The 23460-nt window shown below is 70.8% G+C and carries 22 protein-coding genes; 10 read left to right on the top strand and 12 right to left on the bottom strand.

Annotated features, from left to right (window positions below):
* The first annotated feature begins 3 nt into the window (after positions 1-3).
* Genes E3O46_RS14075 through E3O46_RS14085 form a run of 3 tightly spaced genes read left to right on the top strand, consistent with a single transcriptional unit; the run spans position 4 to position 1683 of the window.
* Positions 4-684, top strand: coding sequence for a uracil-DNA glycosylase (locus E3O46_RS14075; RefSeq protein WP_241987428.1), 681 nt, complete (start codon positions 4-6; stop codon positions 682-684).
* A 27-nt stretch (positions 685-711) separates the two neighbouring features.
* Complete coding sequence (locus E3O46_RS14080) at positions 712-1290, top strand: GNAT family N-acetyltransferase (protein WP_134449800.1); 579 nt, start codon at positions 712-714, stop codon at positions 1288-1290.
* Between the two features lie 3 nt (positions 1291-1293).
* A complete protein-coding gene (locus tag E3O46_RS14085; protein ID WP_134449801.1) occupies positions 1294-1683 on the top strand; it encodes a hypothetical protein in 390 nt (129 codons plus the stop codon).
* Positions 1684-1711: 28 nt separating this feature from the next.
* Here E3O46_RS14085 and E3O46_RS14090 read toward each other — a convergent pair whose 3' ends face one another.
* Together E3O46_RS14090 and E3O46_RS14095 are read right to left on the bottom strand one after the other, a co-directional pair.
* Positions 1712-1939, bottom strand: a complete 228-nt coding sequence (locus E3O46_RS14090; protein WP_134561917.1) for a hypothetical protein — start codon at positions 1937-1939, stop codon at positions 1712-1714.
* Between the two features lie 471 nt (positions 1940-2410).
* Positions 2411-4483 (bottom strand): MMPL family transporter, encoded by a 2073-nt coding sequence (locus E3O46_RS14095; protein WP_134561918.1) that lies wholly within the window; start codon positions 4481-4483, stop codon positions 2411-2413.
* Between the two features lie 61 nt (positions 4484-4544).
* Here E3O46_RS14095 and E3O46_RS14100 point away from each other — a divergent pair, with 61 nt between their 5' ends.
* From E3O46_RS14100 to E3O46_RS14110, 3 genes are all read left to right on the top strand, one after another.
* The gene (locus E3O46_RS14100) at positions 4545-5111 is read left to right on the top strand and encodes a MarR family winged helix-turn-helix transcriptional regulator (protein ID WP_134449804.1); all 567 of its coding nucleotides are present in this window, start codon (positions 4545-4547) and stop codon (positions 5109-5111) included.
* 95 nt (positions 5112-5206) lie between these two features.
* Positions 5207-5719: a Fur family transcriptional regulator gene (locus E3O46_RS14105; RefSeq protein WP_134449805.1), complete on the top strand. Its 513-nt coding sequence runs from the start codon at positions 5207-5209 to the stop codon at positions 5717-5719.
* Between the two features lie 37 nt (positions 5720-5756).
* Positions 5757-7286: a catalase gene (locus E3O46_RS14110; RefSeq protein ID WP_134449806.1), complete on the top strand. Its 1530-nt coding sequence runs from the start codon at positions 5757-5759 to the stop codon at positions 7284-7286.
* A 37-nt stretch (positions 7287-7323) separates the two neighbouring features.
* On the opposite strand, the gene E3O46_RS14115 is transcribed toward E3O46_RS14110, so the two are convergent.
* Both E3O46_RS14115 and E3O46_RS14120 read right to left on the bottom strand, forming a co-directional pair.
* Positions 7324-8196 (bottom strand): SDR family NAD(P)-dependent oxidoreductase, encoded by an 873-nt coding sequence (locus E3O46_RS14115; protein WP_134560645.1) that lies wholly within the window; start codon positions 8194-8196, stop codon positions 7324-7326.
* Complete coding sequence (locus tag E3O46_RS14120) at positions 8193-8564, bottom strand: Fe-S oxidoreductase (protein WP_134561919.1); 372 nt, start codon at positions 8562-8564, stop codon at positions 8193-8195. Before E3O46_RS14120 ends, E3O46_RS14115 begins: the two co-directional genes overlap by 4 nt.
* 43 nt (positions 8565-8607) lie before the next feature.
* Between E3O46_RS14120 and E3O46_RS14125 the strand changes: the two genes are divergently transcribed.
* On the top strand, positions 8608-11598 hold the full coding sequence (locus tag E3O46_RS14125; RefSeq protein WP_134561920.1) for an AfsR/SARP family transcriptional regulator: 2991 nt from the start codon (positions 8608-8610) through the stop codon (positions 11596-11598).
* Positions 11599-11628: 30 nt separating this feature from the next.
* Here the strand turns inward: E3O46_RS14125 and E3O46_RS14130 are convergent, their stop codons facing one another.
* The 8 genes from E3O46_RS14130 to E3O46_RS18780 all read right to left on the bottom strand — a co-directional run bounded on the left by E3O46_RS14130 (position 11629) and on the right by E3O46_RS18780 (position 19834).
* Positions 11629-12402: an ABC transporter permease gene (locus E3O46_RS14130; RefSeq protein WP_134560651.1), complete on the bottom strand. Its 774-nt coding sequence runs from the start codon at positions 12400-12402 to the stop codon at positions 11629-11631.
* Positions 12399-13376, bottom strand: a complete 978-nt coding sequence (locus E3O46_RS14135; RefSeq protein WP_134561921.1) for an ATP-binding cassette domain-containing protein — start codon at positions 13374-13376, stop codon at positions 12399-12401. Before E3O46_RS14135 ends, E3O46_RS14130 begins: the two co-directional genes overlap by 4 nt.
* A 113-nt stretch (positions 13377-13489) precedes the next feature.
* Positions 13490-14935: a dihydrolipoyl dehydrogenase family protein gene (locus E3O46_RS14140; protein ID WP_134561922.1), complete on the bottom strand. Its 1446-nt coding sequence runs from the start codon at positions 14933-14935 to the stop codon at positions 13490-13492.
* 31 nt (positions 14936-14966) lie between these two features.
* Entirely contained in the window at positions 14967-15818 is an 852-nt protein-coding gene (locus E3O46_RS14145) for a crotonase/enoyl-CoA hydratase family protein (protein ID WP_277612980.1), read from the bottom strand.
* Positions 15819-15960: 142 nt separating this feature from the next.
* Positions 15961-16794, bottom strand: a complete 834-nt coding sequence (locus E3O46_RS14150) for an arginase family protein (RefSeq protein WP_134561923.1) — start codon at positions 16792-16794, stop codon at positions 15961-15963.
* A gap of 96 nt (positions 16795-16890) precedes the next feature.
* Positions 16891-17622 (bottom strand): PspA/IM30 family protein, encoded by a 732-nt coding sequence (locus tag E3O46_RS14155; RefSeq protein ID WP_134561924.1) that lies wholly within the window; start codon positions 17620-17622, stop codon positions 16891-16893.
* Between the two features lie 82 nt (positions 17623-17704).
* A complete protein-coding gene (locus E3O46_RS14160) occupies positions 17705-19417 on the bottom strand; it encodes a coiled-coil domain-containing protein (RefSeq protein WP_241987429.1) in 1713 nt (570 codons plus the stop codon).
* A gap of 84 nt (positions 19418-19501) precedes the next feature.
* On the bottom strand, positions 19502-19834 hold the full coding sequence (locus E3O46_RS18780; RefSeq protein ID WP_241987430.1) for a TPM domain-containing protein: 333 nt from the start codon (positions 19832-19834) through the stop codon (positions 19502-19504).
* 193 nt (positions 19835-20027) lie between these two features.
* On the opposite strand from E3O46_RS18780, the gene E3O46_RS14165 reads away from it, so the two are divergent.
* From E3O46_RS14165 to E3O46_RS14175, 3 genes are all read left to right on the top strand, one after another.
* A complete protein-coding gene (locus tag E3O46_RS14165) occupies positions 20028-20789 on the top strand; it encodes a gamma-glutamyl-gamma-aminobutyrate hydrolase family protein (protein WP_134561925.1) in 762 nt (253 codons plus the stop codon).
* Positions 20790-20833: 44 nt separating this feature from the next.
* A complete protein-coding gene (locus tag E3O46_RS14170; RefSeq protein WP_198413723.1) occupies positions 20834-22234 on the top strand; it encodes a M20/M25/M40 family metallo-hydrolase in 1401 nt (466 codons plus the stop codon).
* Between the two features lie 249 nt (positions 22235-22483).
* On the top strand, positions 22484-23460 hold a 977-nt coding region (locus E3O46_RS14175), incomplete at its 3' end, for a hypothetical protein (RefSeq protein WP_166791085.1).

Genomic DNA, 23460 nt, shown 5'->3' on the forward strand with positions numbered 1-23460 from the left:
GCCGTGATCGACCCGTCGTCGATCGACCCGTCATCGGTCGACCCCGGCTGGGCAGCGGCCCTCGCCCCCGCGGCGGGCGCGCTGGCCCAGGCGACCGGTTTCCTCGACGCCGAGTCGGCCGCCGGGCGACCCTGGCTGCCGGCGCCGGCGACCGTGCTGCGCGCCTTCCGCGAACCGTTCCGGGCGGTACGCGTGCTCCTGGTCGGCCAGGACCCGTATCCGATGCCGGGGCATCCGCTCGGCCTCGCCTTCGCGGTCGATCCCGCCGTGCGGCCCTTGCCGCGGAGCCTCGTGAACATCGGTGCCGAGCTCCAGTCGGACGTCGGGGTGACCCTGCGCACCGGAGACCTCTCGGCCTGGTCGGCCCAGGGAGTGCTGCTGCTCAACCGGGTGCTCACCGTGCGCGCCGGTGAGCCGGGTTCGCACCGCGGGCACGGCTGGGAGGCCGTCACGGACCAGGCCATCCGTGCCCTCGTCGCCCGCGGCACGCCCCTCGTCGCGATCCTCTGGGGGAAGGACGCCGCGAGGCTGCGGCCGTTGCTCGGCAACACCCCGGTGATCGAGTCGGCGCATCCGAGCCCGCTGTCCGCGCGGCGGGGCTTTTTCGGGTCGAGGCCCTTCAGCCGCGCGAACGCGCTCCTCGCCGAGCAGGGCGCAGCGCCCGTCGACTGGACACTCGGGTAATCTGGAAGTCCGTGGGAGGAGCCAGCCATGCTTGAAGAGGAATACCAGCCGCGCCGGCAGTTGCCCAGGCACCTGCGCCCGGCGCCGGAGACCGAGGCTCCGTTCGAGTACTCGATGCGGGACGCGCTGATCACCGACCTGCCGTACATCCGCGAGATCTACAACTACTACGTCGCCAACAGCACGGTCACCTTCGACGTCGACCCGATGACCCTCGCCGCCTGGCGCAGTAAGTTCTACTACCTCGGCAAGCTCGGCATGCCCTTCATCGTGGCCGTGTCGCCCGCCGGTCAGATCCTCGGCTACGCGCTCGTGACGCCGTGGAAAGAGAAGCGCGCGTTCCGGTTCACCGTCGAGAACTCGATCTACCTCGGAGCGGCCTCGACAGGCAAGGGACTCGGCCGGGTGCTGCTCGGCGAGCTCATCACGCGCTCCAAGGATGCGGGCCTCAAGGAGATCATCGCCGTGATCGCCGACCAGGGCGCCGACGCGTCGATCAAGCTGCACCTCGACTTCGGGTTCAAGGAGATCGGCCGGATGGGCAAGGTCGGCTTCAAGTTCGACCGCTGGCTCGGAACCGTGCTGCTCCAGAAGAGCCTGAAGTAACCCGTGACCGATCCGGAGGTCTCGTTCGAGCTGCCGCCTCGACACACCGTGCTGCGGTCCTTCGCTGGGCACCTCGAAGCGCCGCCGGAGACCGTGTTCGTGCGGCTGCTAGCGGCGCTGATGCCCGCACCGAGCGAGGGGGTCGCCACGATCAACCGGCATTTCCGGGCCGATCCCGCCGAGCGCCTGATCGTGGTGCAGGGGGACTGGTGGTACCGAGGCGAGTACCGCGTGCTCGCGGAGGAGGAGGGTTCGCTCGTGCAGTACGAGATCATCAACGTCGCCCAGGCCTTCCACGCCGCCGGTGCGCTCACGGCCCGCTCGGAGCTCCGCGCGGCACCCCGCGCGTTCCAGACGCTGCTGACCAAGGTCGGCGGCCCGCTCGCCCGCTGAGCCGCACTGCCCCGTCCGGGGGCGCGGGTCAGGGCGTGAGATGCAGCGTGAACTCGGGTCCGCCGAGAAGCACGGCGAGCACGGATGCCCCGAGCCCGCCGGCGAGGAGCAGCCCCGGGTGGGCGAGCCCCACGATCGCGGATCGTAAGCGCGGGCTGGTCCGCAGGAAGTCCTCCGGAACCGCGTGCGCCTCCGGCAGCTCGCGCCAGCCGCGCAACCGCCGCAGGAACCAGCTGCACCGAACGACGAAGGCCATCCACAGTACGAGCAGTACCACCGGGATCGCGCGAGCATGAGCGTGAAGCCGAGCCCGGTCACCTCGGCGTCATTGTCATTGGCCGCGGCCTGGATCGCCGTCGAGATCGACGAACTCGCGACCACGGACACCCCCCAGACCAGGAATGCCGCACACAGCGCGAGGAATCGCACGAAGAAATGGCCGAGCACCGAGTCGTTCGCGGGAGGAAGGTGGTCGCGCGGTGTGGCCGCGAGCAGCCACACTGTCGCCGCGAGGGCCGGCAGCGCGGCGAGCAGCACGACCGCGTACCAGCCGGGACCGGGAACCCAGGGCGAGAGGGCGTCGGAGGCGACCACGACACCCCAGAGGGCCAGCCAGGCCCAGCCCGACCGCAGCGGATGCCGAACGAGCCACGCCGGCAGCATCCGCTCGAGCACCGCAGTCATGCGGACACTGTACTCGCGAGGTCTGCCGGCGCTCGGCGCCCCGCTACTCGCGGAGTGCCGGGTGCGACGGCCACCAGAACCGGTCGCCGGTGAGGAACACGAGCGCGGGAACCACGAGGGTGCGGACGAGCAGGGTGTCGAGCAGCACGCCGAGGCACACGATCACGCCGATCTGCGCGAGCGCGACGACCGGGAGTACCCCGAGCACGACGAAGACCGCTGCGATCAGGATGCCGGCGCTCGTGATCACCGCTCCGGTCGAGGAGAGGGCGCGCACCATGCCCTCCCGGGTGCCGTGCAGCCGGGCCTCCTCCCGCGCCCTCGTCGTGAGGAAGATGTTGTAGTCCACCCCGAGCGCGACGAGGAACAGGAACGCGAACAGCACGACGTTCGTATTGAAAGCCGGGAAGCCGAGCAGGTTCTGGAAGATCAGGTTGGAAGCGCCGAGGCTCGCGAAGAACGTCGCGAGCACGCTCAGGATCAGCAGGACCGGCGCGACGAGGGAGCGGAGCAGCAGGGCGAGGATGCCGAAGACGATCGCGAGGATCATCGGCAGGATCAGGTCCTGGTCGCGCTGCGAACTCGTGCGGGTGTCGAGGGCCGTCGCGTCTGTGCCGCCGACGAGGGAATCCGCGACCGCGCCGCCGGCATCCGCGTATGCGGTGCGCAGCGCGGTGATGGTGGCGAAGGTCGTCTCACTTCCCGGTTCGCTCGAAAGCGACAGGTTGAGCCGGGTGCGCCCGTTCGCGCTCTCGCCCGGCTGCACCGTTGCGACGCCCGCTGTCGTTGTGGCGAGGCTCGCGGCCTCTGTCGCCGAGGCATCCGGTGCGAGCACGATGGTCTGGCTCGTGAGCCCCGACGAGAACGAGGCGTCAACGATGGCCTGCGCCTGCACCGATTCCGGGTTGCCGAGCAGCTGGTCCGCCTGCGAGAGCCCGACGGATGCCCCGACCAGTCCCAGACTCAGGGCGCCGAGCCCGAGCGCGGAGGCGACGATGATCGCCACAGGGCGCCGGGCGACGCCGCGGCCGAGCCGGGACCAGAATCCGGTGTGCACGCGGGGCGACGCGGGGTCGTAGCGCGGCACGAACGGCCAGAACAGCCCGCGGCCGCAGACGACGAGGGCGGCGGGAAGGACGATCAGGGCGAACAGGATCGCGATGACGACACCGATCGCGCAGGCGAAACCGAGCGCGCGGTTGCCGGAGAGCTCGGCGAAGAGCAGGGTCAGCAGGCTCAGCGCGACGGTCCCTCCGCTCGCGGCGATCGCGGGGCCTGCGCTCCGCACGGCGATCCGCATCGCCTCGTTCCTGCTCTCGGTGTGCAGCAGTTCCTCGCGGTAGCGGGCGACGAGCAGCAGTGCGTAGTTGGTGCCCGCACCGAAGACGAGCACGGACTGGATGCCCGAAACGCTTGCGTCCAGGGTGATGCCGAACGGCCCGGCGAGGGCGCTCACGACGACGCCGGCGAGCCCGTCGGCCAGTCCGACGACCACGAGCGGCACGATCCAGAGCACGGGGCTGCGGTACGTGATGATCAGAAGTGCCGCGACGACGATCACGGTCACGAGCAGCAGCCGGAAATCGGCGCCCGCGAAGGCGTTGGAGATGTCGGCCTGGAACCCGACCGGCCCGGTCACGTAGGAACTCAGGCCGGAGGGCAGGTCGCTCGAGGCGGCCGAGCGGATGTCCGCGGCCGTGCCCTTGACGTCGGCGCTGACGGCGGCGGCCTCGAGCGGCACGACGCTGATCGCCGCGAGCCCGTCGTCGCTGAACCGGGGCGTGGTCGCCCGCGGGGCGGTCGACAGTGCGCCGAGTTCGGCGGCCTGCGCGGTGATCGCGGCCTTGTCCGTCTCCGTCAGCGCGCTCTCCGCGCCGGTCGTGTCGCCACCGCGGTTCCAGACGACGATCGCGGAGGTCTGCTTCGCCGAGGGGAAGTCGGCGAGGAGGGCATCGACCCTGGCCGCCTGGCTCGACGTGGGCAGCCCGGACGTCGGGAAGTCGTTCCCGGCGCTCTTCGGCAGCAGTGCGAACAGCAGTCCGACGGCGATGACGGCGCCGACGAGGACGACCCAGGCCGTGCGCCGACCCGTGATGATGCGCACAATCCCGAGCACTTTTCCTCCAATAGTCCTGATTGCTAAGCATCCTAGCAATGTCAGGACTAGTATGGCGGTCATGGCAGAGCCTCGCAAGTCCCCGCTCCCGGCTGGTGCACCAAGCGGTGCGCCGACCGGCGCCGTCCAACCCCTTGTCGGCGACAACGACATCGGCCTGCCCTATTCCGGCGAGATCGGCACCCAGCTGCGGGAATTCGTAGTGCTGTCCCGGGCGTTCGAGCGCCAGGTCGGACAGGCCCTCGCGGTGAATCCGACCGACCTGTCCGCAATGGAACACCTGATCACGGCCGGTTCGCTCACACCGAGCGAACTCTCCCGGCGGCTCGACATCTCGACGGCAGCGACCACCCTTGTGGTCGACCGGCTCGTCGCACTCGGTCATGCCCGGCGCGAGGCGCACACCTCGGACCGGCGGAAGGTCGTCGTCCTGCCCGCAGCGAAATCGGTGGAGAAGGCCGTCGGAGCGCTCATGCCGGTGATCGGGGGAGTCGCCACGGTCACCCGTGACCTCCCCGCGGAGGAGCGCGAGGTCATCGCGGCCTTCCTGTCGCGGGTGCTCGACGTCTACCGCGGCGCCCTTGCCGGCGGCGCCGATGGTGACGGCGACACCGCTCCCCGCTCCTGACCCTCGCTCCTGACCCCCGCTTCCTGAACATCCGGCGTTTCTGAACATTCGGTGAATTGTTTTGAGGAAATCAAAACAACTGTTAGCGTGAGGGCATGACGACGACCGGGACGCCGAGCAAAAACCCGGGATTCTCGCGGCCGGGCGAGCCAGGGCAGCTCGGTGACAGCATCCGCCGATCGGGACTCAAGGTCACCGCGCCGCGCCTCGCCGTGCTGCGGGCCCTCGACGATTCCCCGCACGCGAGTGCCGAGCGGCTCTTCGCCGTGGTGCGGACCGAGTTGCCCGGAACGTCGCTGCAGGCGGTCTACGGCGTGCTCGCGGCCTTCACCTCGGCGGGTCTCACCCGCAGGATCGAACCGTCCGGGTCTCCTGCGCTCTACGAGCGCCGGGTCGGCGACAACCACCACCACGTGATCTGCTCGCGCTGCGCCGCCGTGCAGGACGTGGACTGCGCCGTCGGCGAGGCGCCCTGCCTCGAGCCGAGCGACGCGGCCGGTTTCGCCGTGCACGCCGCGGAGGTCACCTACTGGGGGCTCTGCCCCGACTGCCAGGCCGCGGGCGCAGAGCCCCATCTCCCGGCCGGCCATCCACCCACTCATCCCTGACCTACGCAGTGCACATGTAGTCGAACAAAGGAGCAGCATGACCACCGAGTCCAACAGCGAGTCGAACACCGGGCCGATCAAGCCGACCACCACCCAGACCGGAACCCCCGTCGCGAGCGACGAGCATTCCCTCACCGTCGGGACGGACGGCGTCGCGGCCCTGCACGACCGCTATCTGGTCGAAAAGCTCGCGCAGTTCAACCGCGAGCGCATCCCGGAGCGGATCGTGCACGCCAAGGGCGGCGGAGCGCACGGCGTGTTCGAGGTCACCGGCGACGTGTCCGCGTACACCCGCGCCGCGGTCTTCCAGCCGGGCACGAGCACCGAGACGCTGCAGCGATTCTCGAGTGTCGCCGGCGAGCAGGGCAGTCCGGACACCTGGCGCGACGTGCGCGGCTTCTCGGTCAAGTTCTACACGACGGAGGGCAACTACGACATCGTCGGCAACAACACCCCGGTGTTCTTCATCCGAGACGGCATCAAGTTCCCCGACTTCATCCACTCCCAGAAGCGGCTGCCCGGCTCCGGCCTGCGCGATGCCACGATGCAGTGGGACTTCTGGACCCTCTCGCCGGAGTCCGCGCACCAGGTCACCTACCTGATGGGCGACCGCGGCCTGCCGCGCTCCTGGCGCGAGATGCCCGGCTTCGGCTCGCACACCTACCAGTGGATCAATGCCGCCGGCGAGCGCTTCTGGGTCAAGTATCACTTCGCCTCCAACCAGGGCAACGTCGAGATGGAGGGCTCTGAGGCCGAGCTCATCGCCGGCGCAGACGCCGACTACTACCGCCGCGACCTGCACGACGCGATCGAGGCAGGCAACTTCCCGTCCTGGACCGTCTCGGTGCAGATCATGCCGTACGAGGACGCCAAGACCTACCGGTTCAACCCCTTCGACCTGACCAAGGTCTGGCCGCACGCCGACTACCCGCTCATCGAGGTCGGTGTGCACACGCTCAACCGCAACCCGCAGAACTTCTTCGCCGAAATCGAGCAGGCCGCGTTCTCGCCGGCCAACTTCGTGCCCGGCATCGCGGCGAGCCCCGACAAGATGCTGATGGCGCGCATCTTCTCCTACCCGGATGCCGCGCGATACCGGGTCGGCACGAACTACGCTGAGCTGCCCGTCAACGCCCCGCACGCAGCCCCGGTGAACAACTACTCGCAGGACGGCGCCGGCAGGCACCACTTCAACGCTCCAGAGGCCCCGAACTACGCGCCGAACTCGCTCGGCGGCCCGGTGGCCGACCCGCTGCTCGCGGGCGAGGGCAGCTGGGAGAACGACGGCGAGCTGCTCCGTGCCGCCGCCGTGCTGCGCAGCGAGGACAGCGACTTCGGCCAGGCCGGGACGCTCTATCGCGACGTGTTCGACGACGCGGCCAAGGCCCGCTTCCTCGACACCATCACGGGTGCGATCAGCGGCGTGCAGCGCCCTGAGGTCACCGAACGCGCGATCTGGTACTGGACGAGCGTCGACGCCACGCTCGGCGCTGCACTGCGCGCGAACCTCGCGACGTGGGCAGAGGCGGACATGCTCGCAGAGGCATCCGCCCAGTACTCGGAGTAACGCGGTACTCGGAGTAAGCGGGCGGACGCCGTAGCGGCTATTCGAGGGTGGGTGCGGCCTGGGCGGTCGCAGCCACCATCGCCCCGCTGCGCTCCCAGAGGGCTGCGGCGAGCGCCGGGTCGTAGGCGAGCTTGTTCGCCTTCGCGACCAGGCGCTTGTCGTAGTACTCGCCGGAGATCCATTCGTCCAGGGGAGCCGTGGCGAGCCAGACCAGGGTGTCTGCGCCCTGCTCCGGTGTGATCAGCATCCGCTTGAGCGGGGTCTGGTAGATGAAGCGCATCACGCTCGTCGAGTTCGACGAGAAACTCGTCGCGACGACGCCGGGGTGGAACGCCGCAGTCGTGAGGCCCTGCTCGTGGTAGCGGTGGTGCAGCTCGCGGGTGAAGAGGATGTTGGCGAGCTTGGCGTTGCCGTAAGCCCGGTTGGGTGAATACTTCGCGCTCGCATCGAGGTCGTCGATGTCGAACCGGGCGTAGACGCTGTTCGCCACGCTCGCGGTGTTGATCACCCGGGCGTGGCTCTCCAGCAGCCGGTCGGTGAGGAGCGTCGTGAGCAGGAACGGCGCGAGGTGGTTGACCTGGAAGGTCTTCTCGTGGCCGTCGACGGTGAGGACCCGCTTGCCCATGATGCCGCCGGCGTTGTTGGCGAGCACGTCGATGCGCGGGTAGCGCTCAAGGAGGGTCGCGGCGAGAGCGCGCACCTCGTCGAGGCTGGCGAAGTCGGCGGTGAACGAGTCGGCGCCGAGCGGTGCTGCGACGGCGGCGGTCTTGGCCGCCGAGCGTCCCACGATGACGACGGATGCGCCGGTGCGGCTCAGCGCGCGGGCCGCGGCCGCGCCGATGCCGTCGCTGCCCCCGGTGATGATGATGGTGCGAGCGGACGGTGCGGATGCTTCGGACGTGTCGGTCATGACTTCCTCTTGGTCAGGTAGCCGCCCTTTTCCAGGCCGGCCTCGATTTCAAAACGGTTGGTGAGCGGGTTGCTGCCGGCCGCGCGGTAGAACAGCGGGAACAGCATGCCGTAGCGCTGCCACTGCCGTTTGTGCACGGCCTCGTGTTCGAGGATCGCGTCGGAGACGTTGTCCCGGGTGAGGTAGCAGCCGCCGACGCAGGACCCGCCGCGGCCGAAGGCCCAGTTCGGCAGGCCACGGAAGACGATCAGGCCGCCGCGCCGCTCGACGCGCCCGGTGCTGAGGAGCCCTCCCCAGACCAGCCCGACGGCCGTCGCATAGAGATACCCGGCCCTGCTGAGGGGGGAATCGAAAAGGATCCGGAGCATCACTCAAGCGTATGCCGCCTGACCGGCACTTAGAGTTAACCCCGTGCGAATTCGACTGCTGGGCGGACTGAGTGTCGAGCACGACGGACGGCAGGTTCCCGTGACGGGGTCGATGCAGCTCGCCGTGCTGTTCCGGCTTGCCGTCGACGCGGGAACGGCGGTGAGCTACCGGGCGATCTCCGAGGACGTCTGGTCCCGCGATGCGCCCGAGAACCAGCGGGCCGCCCTCCAGTCCATCGTCTCCCGGCTCCGGGCCCAGCTCCCTCCCGGAGTGATCGAGTCGACGGTCGGCGGCTACCGCCTCCTGCTCGCCAGGTCCGATGTCGACGCACTCCGTTTCGAAGACCTCGTGGCCGAGGCGGTTGCCGCGGCGGGGACTGCCTTGCCGGCGGATGCCCGACGCGCCGCGCTCGCGGCCCTCGCGCTCTGGGCTGGCGAACCCTGGATCCCGTCCCCGGACTTCGACTGGTTCCTCCGCGACCTCGCCCGCGACCGGGCCAGGGCACTCGAACTCACAGCCCTGGATGGCGCAGCCCCGGATGGCTGCGCACCCTCCGTGGCCTTCGCACCCTCCGCGGCCCGCGGCATCCCGGTGTCCCTCACCCGCCTCGTCGGCCGGGAGCGTGAACTCGCGGCGATCGAGGAGCAGCTCGCCGTGTCCCGGCTGGTCACGATCGTCGGAACCGGGGGAATCGGGAAGACGCGCCTCGCGCTCGAAACGGCAGCGGGCATCCGTGGTGCCGTGCTCGTCGAGCTCGCCCCGGTGGGTCCGGGCGAGGTGCTCGCCGCGGTGCTCGCGGCCACCGGGCGCGAACTGCGCACCTCGGACGCGCCCGTCGAGCCCGTGGGCAGCCTCGAACGGGTCGTCGAGGCGCTTCTCGGGCGCGCGGTCGTGCTCGTGCTCGACAATTGCGAGCACGTCATCGACGCGGCCGCGCGGCTCGCGGAGAGCCTGCTCGGCGCGCTGCCCGCACTGACGATTCTCGCTACGAGTCGCGAGCCGCTCGGAATCCCCGGCGAGTCCTTTGTCACCGTCGGGTCGTTGCCGCACCCGAGCGAGTCAGAGCTCGAGGCCGCCATCGACACTCCGGACACGCCGGGGTCGCCGGAGCGCCTGCGCGAGTTCGCCGCTCTCGAGCTGTTCGGCCAGCGGGCCCTCGCCGCGCGGGGCGCCGGCCTCGCTACCGGGGAACTGGCCGGCGCCGCCCGGATCTGCGCGCGCCTCGACGGGCTGCCGCTCGCCCTCGAGCTTGCCGCGGCGAAGCTCCGCACGATGACCCTCGACGAGGTCCTCGACGGCCTCGACAATCGCTTCACCCTCCTCACCGGCGGGTACCGCACGGCACTGCCGCGGCACCAGACCCTCCGCGCCCTGATCGACTGGAGCTGGAGCCTGCTCTCGGCGGACGAACGCACGGCGCTCGGCCGGCTCGCGGTGTTCCCCGCCGGGATCGACACCCGGGATGCGGCCGACGTCGCCGCCACGGCCGGGCTCGTCGGGGCATCCGTCTTCGAGAGCCTCGTGGACAAGTCGCTGCTGCACCGCGAACGCGGACGCTACCGGCTGCTCGAGACCATCCGCGAATACGGCATCGAACGGCTCGCGGAGGCCGGGACCCTCGCGGCCGAGCGCGCGGCGCAGGCCGGATACATCGCGGTGCGGGCGGAGGCCGCCGATGCGCTGATGCGCGGGCCGCGGATCCGCGAGGCGATCGCGTGGTTCGACGCCGAAGACGACAATGTGACTGCGGCGCTCCGGTACACAACGAGCGCGCGTCTCGCCGAGCCCGCGGTCCGGGTCGCGCTCGCCTGCGTGTGGTACTGGGGGATCCGGGAGCGGAGGGACGAGCTCGGCGTCTGGCTCGGCGCGGTGAGCGAACTGGCCGCAGAGGTCGACAGCGATGAAGCACGCGCCATTGTGCTGTTCACGCCGGTCGTCCGGGCCTTCTCCGCAGAGGAGGCCAATCCCGATGCCGCTCGTGACTCGGCACTCGTCCCCGAGGCGCTCGCCGAGGCCGCACGGCGTGCGTTCGACGCGTGGGCGCAGGACCCGCCGGGGAGGGGCGGCGAACTGATGCAGCTCGCCTTCCCGCTCCTGTCCGCGTTCCGGACCTCGTTCGGAGAGGAGGGCTGGATGCTGCGGGTGCGGATCCCGAGCGGCGAGGAACTCGGCCTTGATCCCTGGCCCGCGGCCATGCTGCACGTGATTCGGGCCGCCACGGCGCAGAACCGCGGCGACATCGCCGAGCTCGGCGAGGCATCCGCCCACGCCGTGCGCGCGTTCGAGGCGATCGGCGACCTCTGGGGCCTCGCCCTCGCGCAGCAGATGCGCGCGGAGTGGTTCAGCCTGCAGGGGCGCCTGGACGAGGCGCTCGACGTGACGGACGCGTCGACCGCGAACATGAGCCGCATCACCTCGAGCTGGGACCTCGCCCAGCAGCAGGCGCTCGCCGTGTCGATCATGCTGCGGCAGGGCAGGCTCGCGGCGGCGCGGGAGCGCGCGGATGAACTCCTCGCAGGGGCTGCGGAGTCCGGCAATATCTTCACCGTGATCCAGGCCGAGGCCACCGCACTCGTGCTCGACCTGAACGACCGCGACACGGGAGCCGCGAGCGCCCGGCTCGCCAGGATCGAGGACCTCGCGTCCGGCTGGCCGAACATGCCCGCCCAGCTCGTCGCCATGATCGGGGTGCGCCGCGCGGAGCTCGAGCTCCTTCAGGGCGACGCGGATGCCGCGGAGCGGGCCATTCGCGTGGCCGCCGATGCCGCGATCGCGAGCCTCGACCACCCCGTGATCGGCCAGGTCGCACTGAGTCTCGGCGGCCTCGCGCTCGCCCGCGGGCAGGTCGAGGAGGCCGTGCGGGCGCTCGACCTCTCCTCGGCGATCATCGGGGCTTACGACCGCCTCGAACCGCGAGCGATCGCGATCGAACAGGCCGCCGCCGCCCACGGCATCGACCGGGCGACGCCGGCGCCCTCCTCGCGCCCGCACGCCCTCGCGACCCTCCGCGCCCTGATCGACCCGGCCGGCTGATCCCGCCCCCGCGCGCGGGAGGGAATCGCGCTAGAGCTTCGTGCGGTATGCGCGCATCGCCAGGGGGAAGAAGACGCCGACGAGGACGACGCAGGAGAGCAGCACCCAGAGGACTTCGCCGCCGACGCTTGTGCCCGGGGTCATGATCGAGTTGCCGACCAGGAGGCCGCGCATCGCGTCGGTGACGTGGGTGACCGGATTGATCGCGACCCAGCCCTGGAGCCAGCCGGGCATGGTCGCCGCGGGCACGAACGCCGAGGAGCCGAAGGTGAGCGGAAAGACGATCAGGAACGACAAACCCTGCACGGCGCCCGAGCTGCGGGCGAGCATGCCGATGAACACGGATGTCCAGCACAGGCTCATCGCGAACACGATCATGAGCACGATGGCCGTCACAACCGAGTACCACGGGGTCAGGAAGCGGAAGCCGATCGCCGCGCCGAAGGCGAGGGTGACGCCGATCGCGATGCTGTGCCGCACCACGTCGCCAGTCACGGCGCCCATGAGGGGGGCGGACCGGGCGATCGGCAGGGACCGGAACCGGTCGAACACCCCGTTCTTCAGGTCGGAGTTGAGGTTGACGCCGATGGTCATCGCCGTGGTCATGATCGTCTGCACGATGATGCCGGGAAGCGCGAACTGGAGGTAGTCCTGGCTCGTCCCGGCGATCGCGCCGCCGAAGATGAACACGAAGATCACCGTCATCACGATCGGCTGCACCGAGACGTCGAGGAACTGCTCGGGGTTCCGCACCATCTTGGTGACGGTGCGCTGGGCGAGGATCAGCGAGTCGCGGACGATCATGATGCGGCTCCTTCCGTGACGAGGCCGGTGGCGGAGGGTACTGCCGGCGTGTGACCGGTCAGGGAGTAGAAGACCTCGTCGAGGCTCGGGAGCCGCAGCGAGAGCTCGGTGACGGCGATGTTCTCGGCGTGCAGCCGGGCGACGGTCGCGGTGAGGGCATCCGCGCCGGCGACGGGGACCGAGACGAGGCTCGGGGCTGGAAACTCGGGGGCGCGGGTGCCGACGGAGGCGAGCAGGGCGGTGACGCGGTCCAGGTCCCGGTCGTCGGCCGGCCGCACCTCGAGGGTCTGCCCGCCGACCTGGCGCTTCAGGCCCTCCGGGGTGTCGTGGGCGATGACGAGACCGTGGTCGATGACGGTGATCTCGTTCGCGAGGGCATCCGCTTCTTCGAGGTACTGCGTCGTCAGCAGCACGGTCGTGCCCTGGCGCACGAGGGTGCGGATCATCTCCCAGACGTCGTCGCGCTTGGCGGGGTCGAGGCCCGTGGTCGGTTCGTCGAGGAAGACGACGCTCGGACGGCCGATGAGCGAGGCCGCGAGGTCGAGGCGGCGGCGCATGCCGCCGGAATAGGTCTTGGCGAGGCGGCCACCGGCGTCGGTCAGCTCGAATTCCTCGAGGAGCTCGGCGGCGCGGGCCTTCGCATCGGAGCGGGACAGCCCGAGGAGGCGCCCGATCATCACGAGGTTCTCGACGCCGCGCAGGTCCTCGTCGACGCTCGCGTACTGGCCGGTCAGGCCGATCCGGCGGCGCACGTCGACGGGGTGGGTGACGACGTCGAAGCCGGCGACCGTGACGGTGCCGGCGTCGGGCTTCAGCAGGGTCGCGAGAATGCGCACGGCGGAGGTCTTGCCCGCGCCGTTGGGGCCGAGGACGCCGAGCACCCGGCCGGGTCCGACGGTGAGGTCGATTCCGGCGAGTGCCTGGGTCGTGCCGAATCGTTTGGTGAGCCCGCGGGCTTCGATTGCTGCGGTCATGGTGCCTCCTGGGTAGGACACCAGTAGACAATTCCCCCGCTGTCGCCCCGCTGCCGCGCGCTGTCAGCGGCTGTCAGCCGCCGTCAGCGCCGGCTGCGGCAGCGGATGCCGCGCTACGGCCTGCCGTATGCCTCCAGCAGGCGCAGCCAGACTTCGCTCATCGTGGGGTAGGCCGGGACCGCGTGCCAGAGCCGGCTGATCGGTACCTCGCCGACGACGGCGATGGTCGCCGCGTGCAGGAGTTCCGCGACGTCCTGGCCCACGAACGTGACGCCGATGAGCACTTCCCGGTCGAGGTCGACGATGGCCCTGGCCATGCCGGTGTAGCCATCGGCCTGCAGGCTCGCTCCGGCGACGCTTCCGATCGGATAGTCGAGCACCCGGATCCGGAGGCCGGCCTTCTCTGCCGCCGCCTGGCTGAGCCCGACCGAGGCGACCTCGGGATCGGTGAAGGTGACCTGGGGGACGGCGGAGTGGTCTGCGGTGGCGACGTGGGTGCCCCAGGGGGAGTCGTCGACGGCCCGGCCGGAGGCGCGGGCGACGATCACGTCGCCCGCCGCCCTCGCCTGGTACTTGCCCTGGTGGGTGAGGAGGGCCCGATGCGTGACATCGCCGGTCGCGTACAGCCAGTCGCCGGCGAGGTCCGCCGCGTCGCCCTGAACGAGCAGGGTGTCGTCTACGGTCAGCCAGCCGCCGTCGGGAAGCCCGACGGACGCGAGCCCGAGGTCGTCGGTGCGCGGTGCGCGACCCGTCGCGACGAGGACCTCTGTCGCGGTGACGGTTCCACCGCTCGCGAGGGTGAGTACGACGTCGCCGTCGGCAGAGCGCATCGCGAGAACGGGAGCCTCGCCGGTCAGAACCGTCGCTCCCGCCGCGCGCAGGGCCTCGATGACGAGTTCGCCGGCGAACGGTTCTTCCTTGCCGAGGAGGGAATGGCGCACGATGAGCGTGACCCGGGCGCCGAGCGACGTGTACGCCGTGGCCATTTCGGCCGCGGTGACACCGCCGCCGATGATGGCGAGGCTCTCCGGGATGTGCTGGGCGCTCGTGGCCTCGCGGCTGGTCCAGGGGTCGACGGTGCCGATTCCTGGGATGTCGGGCAGCACGGCGGAGGACCCGGTGCTCACCACGACGGCGTGCCGGGCCGTGAGCACGGTCGTCGTCCCGTCCGTGCCGGTGACGGTCACCTCGCGCACGCCGCTGAGGCGGGCATGCCCGCGGACGAGGGCGATTCCCGCGGAGTCGAGCCAGCCGACCTGGCCGTCGTCCGCCCAGTGGCTCGTGAACGAGTCCCGGCGACGCAGCACGGCGGCGACGTCGAGCTCACCGGTCGCGGCCTCGGCGGCTCCGCCGACCCGGCGTGCGGCGGAGAGTGCCGCTCCGCTCCGCAGCAGGGCCTTGGACGGCATGCACGCCCAGTACGAGCACTCGCCCCCGACGAGTTCGCTTTCGACGATGACCGTGCTCAGCCCGCCCTGAACGGTGCGGTCTGCGACGTTCTCTCCGACGGCGCCGCCGCCGATCACAATGACGTCGTAGGTCGTGGTCTGGTCGTTCATGGTGTCTCCTGTCGTCGATGAGTCACGTGGTTCAGCGCCCCACGAATTCCGCGGCGGTTCTGGTGCGGAATGCTTCCATGCCGATCCGGGCGTCCTCGCTCGCGGCGAGCACGCCGAGGGTCGGCTGCAGCCCGGCCTCCGCGACGGCATCGCCGAGTCGCACGGCGTCTCGCGCACTCGCGAGGGTCGCCTGCACCGCGAGCGGGGCCTGGGCGGCGATCCGCCCGGCGAGCTCGAGCGCCCGGTCGAACTCGGTGCCGTCGGGGACGACCTCCTGCACGAGCCCGATCCGCAGGGCCTCCGCGGCATCGAACATGTCACCGGTGAGGATCCAGCGCATCGCATTGCCCCAGCCGACCGCGCGGGGGAACCGGATCGTGGCTCCGCCGAACGGCAGGATGCCGCGGGCCACCTCGATCTGCCCGAACCGCGTCGAGGCGGCAGCGACCGAGATCTCGCTCGCGAGCATGAGCTCGATCCCGAGTGTGAGGCAGGTACCCTGCACGGCCATCACCACCGGCTTCGAGACCGCTCGGCCGTCGACCTGCCAGGGGTTGACCCCGCCGTCCGGCACCATGTCGATGCCGTCCGGGCCGAGGCGCGGGCCGATGTCGGCCAGGTCGAGGCCGGCCGTGAAGTGCTCGCCGACGGCGTAGACGAGGCCGACCCTGAGCCCGGGGTCGCGATCGAGCTCGCCGTAGGCAAGGGACAGCTGCTGCAGCATCAGCAGGTCGGCGGCGTTGCGCTTCTCCGGCCGGTTCAGCCCGATCAGGAGCACGTGCCCGCGCCGCTCGGTCAGCACCCGGAGTTCCTGGTGGGCGCGGTCCTGCCCGCCGGGGTCGTGCTCTGTTCGGCTCTGTTCGGTGCTGCGCTGCTCGCTCACGGATGCCTTCCTGGTGCTGGTGGGTTTCGGGGCGTTGCCCGCGGTGCAGGACAACGCAACGTCGGAGTTGTGCGCGACCCGCGGCATCCACTGCCCGGATTCACGGCGTGTGGCGAAAATCTCGGACGTTGCGGTGCGCGGGTCAGCGGGTGAGGGCGCCGATGATCCGGAGGATGCTCGGCAGGTCGTCGTTCGCGGCCTCGGGGGAGGCGGGCGCGAAGCCCGCGATCGTGGCGCCGGCGAGCTCGAACTCGGCCCTGAGCGCGGTGATCGTGCGGCCGAGGGTCTCGACGCTCAGTCCGAAGGGCAGGAGGTTCGAGAGCCCGGTCAGCACGGAGGGGTCGAGCACGTCGAGGTCGAGGTGGAGGTAGAACGCGGTCGCCCCCGTCGCGCGGACCGCGGCGAGAATGCCGTCCGGCGTCTCGAGCTCCTCGATCGACAGGCTGCGGATGCCCGCCGCACCGATGAGCTCGGCTTCGGCCGGGTCGATGTCGCGGGCTCCCGCGATCACGATCCGGTCGAACGGCACCCGTTCGTCCGCGCCGAGCACGAGCCCGTCGACACCCTCGCCGGCGATCGCCCGGAGCACCATGCCGCCGAAAGCTGCGGAAGGCGATGATTCGGGGGTGTGCAGGTCGGGGTGCGCGTCGAGCCAGACCACGGCAAGGCCGCCCGGATGCCGCGCCGAGGCGTGGCCGACGGCCGCGAGCGAGACGCCGCACTCGCCGCCGATCGTGAGGACGGGGGTGACGCAGTCGCGCAGCGCACGGGTGAGGCGCTCGCGCACCATGACGAGGCTCGAGAACCGGTCGATGCCGGTGTCCTGCGCGTCGCCGGCCTCGACCGGAACCGGGACTTCGACGGTCGCGGAGGACGGGAGATCACCCCGGATCGCCTCCGCACCATCGCTGAGGCGCATTGCGCGCGGAGAAACCGAACCCTGCCATTGCGGCACGACAACGAAGGAGGGAGCCATACTCCAGTATGCGCCTCGCGGGTTGTCGCGCGCGAGGGCACCGCGCACGTTCTCCGAACTCAAAAGTGTGCCCTCTCGGCGGTTTAGCGCCGTGGGCTACTTCTCGATCTCGCTCGCGCCGGAGGACTTGAGCGCCGCCAGGCGGGCGTCGACCTCGGTCAGTTCGCCGAGGTCTTCGAGGCTTTCGAACTGGGCGTCGAGGCTCGACGCGGCGAGCTCGTTCGCCCCGCGCACCTTGGCCTCCTCGCGGCGGATCTTGTCCTCGAACCTGCTGACCTCGCTCGTGGGATCCATGATGTCGATGCTCTTGACGGCGTCCATGACCTTGGTCTGCGCCGCGGCTGTCTTCGACCGGGCGATGAGCTCGTCCCGCTTGGCGGACAGCTGGCCGAGCTTCTCCTTCATCGCGTTGAGACCGGTCTTGAGCTGTTCGACGACGGTGGTCTGCGAGGCGATCTGCGGCTCGGCGGCCTTCGCCTCCTTCTCAGACTGCAACTGGCGGCCGAGCGCGACCTTGGCGAGGTTGTCGAATTTGTCGGCGTCCACGGTGTTGCCCGCTGCGCGCAGCTCGTCGGCCTTGCGGCTCGCGGCGAGTGCCTTCCCGCCCCACTCCGCCGCGGCCTCGACGTCCTCCCGGTGGTCGTCCTCGAGGAGGCGCAGGTTGCCGATCGTCTCCGCGATGGCACCCTCGGCATCCGAAATGCTGTTGCTGTAGTCGCGCACCATCTGGTCGAGCATGAGTTTCGGGTCTTCTGCCGAGTCGATCAGGGAGTTGATGTTCGCCTTGGCCAGTTGTGCGATGCGGCCGAAGATGGATTGCTTGGTCATGACAGTGTCCTTTCGAGTGATTCTGCGGGCGGGTCCAGTGTGGCGCGTGTCTGTGTGCTTCCGCTGTATGGGGTGAAGTGAGTCAGAACCTCCCGCCCCCGCCGCGGCGGGACCGGGTGCCCGCACCGCCGAAGCCGCCCGGCAGGCCGAACCCGCCGCCACCGCCCCGGCCGCGCGAACCACCGAAGGGGCCGCCGCCGAATGTGCCGCCGCCGAAGAGACCGCCACCGCGGTTGCCGGAGAGAACCGAGTTGATCAGGATCCCGCCGAGGACGGCGCCGAGCATGCCGGACCCGGTGCCGCCACCCTGACCTCCCCCCTGCCCGAGGCCGGTACCGGGGCCGGTACCGGGGCCGGGCCCGGGGCCGGGCCCGCCCGCGAAACCGTCGACATCCGCTCGTGCCAGGGTGATCGACTCCGCGGCGAGCGAGCCGGAGCGCTGCGCGGCGGTGAAAGCGGAGCCCGGGTCGGTCGCGTGGGTGCCGTCGGCCTGGGCGAGCAGACGTCCGGCTTCGGCGAGCCGGGTGCGCGCCTCGGCACCGACGGCGCCGCGCCTGGCCGTGATGAAGTCCTCCGCCGCCGAGACCTGGCCGTGCGCGGAGAGCAGGGCCTGGTCGAGTGCGGCCTCGGTGCGCTGCGCCTGGGCGGCCGCGTCCCGCACCCCCTGCAGCGCGGCATCCATGCGCGCGTTGGTCGCCTCGAGCCGGCCGAGCAGTTCGAGCGGGTTGATCGGTCCGGCGCCGAGCCGGGCGGAGACCTCGGCGACGGCGCGTTCGGTGTCGGCGATGACGCCGGCAGGGGTGGCGGGCAGCGCGCGGGCCGCGGCGAGATCCCCCTGCAACTCCGCGAGTGTGGCCGAGACCCGGTCCGCCGCCGCGGAGAGGTCGGTTCCGAGCCGGTCGACGGCATCGAGCAGCAGCCCGGCCTGGTCGACCGATTCCTCCGCCGCACGGATCCCGACGGCTGCTCCCGGCGGGTCGCTCTCGATCCGTTTGCCGGCCTCCGACAGTGCCATGCGTGCGAAGGCGATGCGCTCCCTGGCCTGGTCGGCATTGTCGGCGACGGTCCCGAGTGCGGCCGCGGTATACCGGCCGGCGAGTTCGGCGATACGGGCGGCGGCGGGCGCGATCCTGCTCTCGGCGGCGTCGGTATCGCGGGTAGCGGATGCCGCGGCGGCCGGAGCGTTCTTCTCCAGCTGGCGCAGCGCGGCGAAGTCCGCCGCCTGGTCGTCGAGGGTCGTGTTGGCCTGCTCGCAGCCGTCGAGGATGGCGAGGAACCAGTCCCTGCGCTGCTCCTCGGTGTCGGGGACGGCGTCGTCGAGCTTCTGCTGGAGGGTGAACGCGGCCCGGAGCGCGGCCTTCGCGGAGTCGAGGGCCGTGCGGAACGCCTCCGTGGCCTCCTGACCGTACTGGGCGAGGGCGAAGCCGAGCTCCTGCTCGCTCGACGTCACGGCGTCATCGGTCTGGACGAGGGCGGTCGCCGCCCGCCGGGAGAGCTCTTCGGTGGAGAGGGCGGCGGGCTGCCCGGTTCCGACGGGAGGCGCTGCACCGGCTGCACCGGCTGCAGCCACCGCCGCGCCCCGCCGTCTGCGAGCGAAGAACACGATCGTCCCCGCGACGATCGCGATGAAAACGACGAGCGCCACGAGGATCACCGTGATGAGGCCGCCCCCGGAGGCCCCTCCTCCGGGATTCGCGGTACCGGGGGTGAGCGAGGGCGCTGGAACCGGCTGGCCGCCGATCGTCGCCGCGAAGCCGTTCGCGGCGCCGATCGCCGCCCCGGCCCAGTCGTTCACGCGCAGGGCCGGTTCGATCGCGACGGTTTCGACCTCCAGAAGTTGCGCATCCGTCAGGGTCGAATTCTGCGCGACCGAGAGCTGCTACTGGCGGTCGCTTGTTGCGACGGCGAGCAGCACATCGTTGGTGCCGAGCCCGTTCTCGTCGGCGGTCTGGTCTGCCCACTGCTGGCGGTCGGCGACTCCGGTGAAGCTGTCGACGTAGGCGACGAAGAGGTCGGTGCGGGTCTCCGCGTAGAGCCGGTCGAGGGCGGCGGTCACCTCCGCGGTGCGGGAGCCGAGGGCGCCGACCCTGTCGACCACGTGGCTCGACCCGAAGCTCGGGGGATCCTCGGCGGATGCCGGAGTCCCCGGCCCTGCCCCGAGGCCCACGACCGCGAGGACGACCCCCAGGAACAGCAGCCGTCGTGACCGCATGGACTCGCCTCCTTCGGCGCGGGAATGGCAGGCGAGGGCGGGTGCCCGGTGCCCTCCTGCCGCGAGCATAGAACGGCCAGACCTACCCGTCTACGAACCTTCTGTTGCGGACTGTGACGGCCCCGTTCGCGTCCGGAGCCGGCAGTGCCCACACTGGGAACACCGCATACGATGAAACAGCCTGGAGGGCAGCATGGCCGAGACCACCGCCCCGCGCCTCGCGGTCGTCGAGGTCATCGGAAGCCGCCCGGACCGGCCCGCGTACCACGCCAAGGTCCAGGTCCTCAACGGAACCGTCGTGGCCGCAGCCGAACAGGGCGGCTGGGCCGTCACCCGCCTCGCCGCGGCCGACATGACCATCGCCACCCTGCTCACCGCGACAGCGGATGCCGACGCGATCGTCATCCTCGGCGGGGAAGACATCACTCCCCGTTTCTACGGCGGCGTCTCCGGTTACCCGGAAGAAACCCTGCATTTCCCGGTCGCCGACGACGGCCAGCTTGCGCTCGTGCGCCGCGCCCTCGAGCACGGCACCCCGCTGCTCGGCATCTGCCGCGGCCTCCAGATCATCAACGTCGCCCTCGGCGGCAGCATCGTGCAGCACATCGACGAAGGCATCCACCGCAACGTCGACGTGCCGATCGACCGGATCCTCCGCGAACACACCGTCGAACTGCTCGAGGGTACCGTACTCGCCGACAGCCTCGGCGGCGCGTTCGCCGCCGTGCAGAGCGCGCACCACCAGAGCGTCGACCGCCTCGGCACCGGCCTCCTCGCCGCAGCGGTGGCCCCCGACGGGCTCATCGAGGCCGTCGAGCACGAGTTCGCGCCGATCACCGGCGTGCAGTGGCACCCTGAGGCCCCCGACGCTCCCGCCGACCAGCTCCCGCTGCTGCTGAAGAGCCTCGAGCGCCAGCTCGCGGCCATCGAAGCGGCCGGTCGTATCGCGGCCTGAGCTGAGCTGAGCCGACCCGAGCCCGGCATCCGCTCGGGTAGAGTGTGGGCACCTGTCGAAAGGACCGCACCATCGCAGACGACACCCTTCCCGGCAGCATCATTCCGGGCAGCACGCACCCCGACGACGCGCTCACCCGCGCCACTGTCGACCTGCTGCGCGACCTGATCCGCAACGCCTGCGTCAACGACGGCACAGCAGACTCCGGCGGCGAGATCCGCAGTGTGCGCACCCTCGAGGGCTTCTTCGCCGGCTCCGGCCTCGACCTCGAGGTCGTCGAACCGCACCCGGGCCGGGCCTCCCTGATCACCCGCATCCACGGAACGGACCCCGGCGCGCCCTCCCTCGCCCTCGTCGGCCACCTCGATGTCGTCCCCGTGCACGAGGCCGGCTGGAGCCGCGACCCGTTCGCGGCGGAGATCGTCGACGGCGAGATCTGGGGCAGAGGCGCTCTCGACATGCTCTGCCTCACCGCGAGCTACGCCGCCGTCACACGTGCCATCGCGACCGGTTCATTCCGACCCCGGGGCGACCTCGTGTTCGCGGCCGTCGCCGACGAGGAGGCCGGCAGCGGCCTGGGCGTCGAGTGGCTCACCGAGAACCGCCTCGACCTGATCGACGCCGACTTCGTCCTCACCGAGTCCGGCGGCGTGCCCGTCGGCCCCACCCCCTCCATCTCCACGACGATCGGCGAGAAAGGCCTCGCCGGCCGTCGCCTCGTCGTGCACGGCACCCCCGGGCACGGTTCGGCGCCCTGGGGTGCCCGCAACGCCGCCATCATCGCAGCGGATGCGGTGTACCGGCTCTCCCGATACCACGCGCCCGTGCAGATCACCCCGGACTGGCGCCGCTACGTCGCTGCGCTCGACCTCGACCCGGCGCTCGCCGCCCGGCTCCTCGACCCCGTGCGTATCATCGACGCCCTGCACGAACTCGGCACCCTCGCCGGCTTCGCGCACGCCTCGACCCACACGACCGTTTCGCCGAACGTCGTGCGGGCCGGTGACAAGGACAACGTCATTCCCGCCCTCGCGACGGTGACCCTCGACATCCGGGTGCTGCCCGGCATCGCGGCGGCGGATGTCGACGCATACCTCCGCGAGGCGCTCGGCGAGCTCATGGCCGACGTGACGATCGAGGGCGAGGGGTTCGAAGCCGCGACCCGCTCTCCGATCGACACACCGCTCTACGACGCCCTCGGTGCGGCCGCCCGCCGGGCGTACCCGAACGCCGACCTGCTGCCGATGCTGAGCGTCGGCGGCTCAGACGCCCGGTTCTACCGCCGCCGCGGCATCCCCGCGTACGGTTTCGCCCTGCTCAGCCGGCGCTGGGACTACGGAATGTTCCGCCAGCTCTTCCACGGCAACGACGAGCGGATCGACGTCGAGTCCGTCTCACTCACGGTGAACGCCCTCGACGCCGTCGTGCGGGACCTGCACGGCTGATCGCTTCACGCGGGGAGTCCCGGGGTCGAGCCGCTCGCAGTTGATAAATTGCATGCAATGCTGCACTGTAAGTAGCAGTTGACGTCCGTCGTCACCTGCTCCGGACCTGCGCTGAGGATGGCCAGTGCATGCACGGGCGGCCGCCGGGGCGACGACCCGGACGAGAGGTCGATTCAGGTGGCACAGCGCGGGTCCGCCAGCGTCGCTTCGCTCCTGCCCGACGCGCCGGGATCGATCCGGGTCTCGTTCATGGCGATTCTCATCGGGACCGTCGCATACGCCGCGTCGACGTTCCTCGTGACCGGCCCCGGCCGCCCCGGGTGGCTCGACGGCTGGTTCTACATCGCGCTCGAACTCGGAGCCGCGACCCTGGTCGGAGCTCGAGTGGTCCTGCGCCCGATCGAGCGCCCCGCCTGGGGAGCGCTTGCCGGCGCACTGTACGCCGTCGCGCTGTCGGACGCGGCCGGCACGGCGGCGGCCGCAACGGACCATGACGCCGCCGGCGTGCTGGATGCGTTCGCCTTCGCACTCGACGCAGCCTTCTTCGGGCTCGCCTTCGCCGGGCTGGTCCTGCTGGTGCGGAAGCGGCTGCCGCCGTCAACGGCCTCCGTGTGGCTCGACGGTGTGATTGCAAGCCTGGGTCTGCTGTCGATCGCGTCTGCGCTCTTCTATCGCGCTGCCGACGAGATCACCGTCGACAGCCTGATCTCCATCGTCTACGCGGTCGCCCCGCTCGTGCTCGTCGCCATCCTTGTCGGCACGGCCGCCGCCCTCGGCCGGCGCCCGAGTCAGATCTGGGCGCTGTGCACAGCTGCATTCTCGTTGATGGCCCTGGGCAACCTCATCCAGGCGACCGGCCTTCCCGGGCTCGATCTGCCGGGAGCGCCGGTCAACGCGCTCTGGCCGCTCGCCGCCCTGCTCCTCGTGGCCGCGGCCTGGCGGTCCCGGAGCACCCCGAGGCCTGTCGGGTCGGATTCGGCGTTCGTACTGGCGATTCCCTCGATATTCACTCTCGGCGCCCTTGCGGTTGCCCTGGTGAATCAATTCACCTCCCTGTCGTACTTCTCGATCGTCACCGCCGTCGTGACCGTGATGGCTGGTGCCCTGCGCCTGTTGTTCGCGGTGCGGGATGCTGATCGGTTGCGGGTGCGGCAGGTGGAGTTGAATGTGAGTCTGGGGTTGGCGCGGGATGCGGCGTTGGCGGCGACGACGGCGAAGTCGGCGTT

It is taken from the genome of Cryobacterium glucosi (assembly GCF_004402235.1).
In the GTDB taxonomy this organism is placed as follows: domain Bacteria; phylum Actinomycetota; class Actinomycetes; order Actinomycetales; family Microbacteriaceae; genus Cryobacterium; species Cryobacterium glucosi.

Coding starts and splice junctions, on each gene's coding strand:
- E3O46_RS14080 (WP_134449800.1), top strand. CDS start 712: ATGCTTGAAGAGGAATACCAGCCGCGCCGGCAGTTGCCCAGGCACCTG.
- E3O46_RS14090 (WP_134561917.1), bottom strand. CDS start 1,939: ATGGCCTTCGTCGTTCGGTGCAGCTGGTTCCTGCGGCGGTTGCGCGGC.
- E3O46_RS14100 (WP_134449804.1), top strand. CDS start 4,545: ATGGCAGAGCCTCGCAAGTCCCCGCTCCCGGCTGGTGCACCAAGCGGT.
- E3O46_RS14105 (WP_134449805.1), top strand. CDS start 5,207: ATGACGACGACCGGGACGCCGAGCAAAAACCCGGGATTCTCGCGGCCG.
- E3O46_RS14110 (WP_134449806.1), top strand. CDS start 5,757: ATGACCACCGAGTCCAACAGCGAGTCGAACACCGGGCCGATCAAGCCG.
- E3O46_RS14115 (WP_134560645.1), bottom strand. CDS start 8,196: ATGACCGACACGTCCGAAGCATCCGCACCGTCCGCTCGCACCATCATC.
- E3O46_RS14120 (WP_134561919.1), bottom strand. CDS start 8,564: ATGCTCCGGATCCTTTTCGATTCCCCCCTCAGCAGGGCCGGGTATCTC.
- E3O46_RS14130 (WP_134560651.1), bottom strand. CDS start 12,402: ATGATCGTCCGCGACTCGCTGATCCTCGCCCAGCGCACCGTCACCAAG.
- E3O46_RS14135 (WP_134561921.1), bottom strand. CDS start 13,376: ATGACCGCAGCAATCGAAGCCCGCGGGCTCACCAAACGATTCGGCACG.
- E3O46_RS14140 (WP_134561922.1), bottom strand. CDS start 14,935: ATGAACGACCAGACCACGACCTACGACGTCATTGTGATCGGCGGCGGC.
- E3O46_RS14150 (WP_134561923.1), bottom strand. CDS start 16,794: ATGGCTCCCTCCTTCGTTGTCGTGCCGCAATGGCAGGGTTCGGTTTCT.
- E3O46_RS14155 (WP_134561924.1), bottom strand. CDS start 17,622: ATGACCAAGCAATCCATCTTCGGCCGCATCGCACAACTGGCCAAGGCG.
- E3O46_RS18780 (WP_241987430.1), bottom strand. CDS start 19,834: ATGCGGTCACGACGGCTGCTGTTCCTGGGGGTCGTCCTCGCGGTCGTG.
- E3O46_RS14165 (WP_134561925.1), top strand. CDS start 20,028: ATGGCCGAGACCACCGCCCCGCGCCTCGCGGTCGTCGAGGTCATCGGA.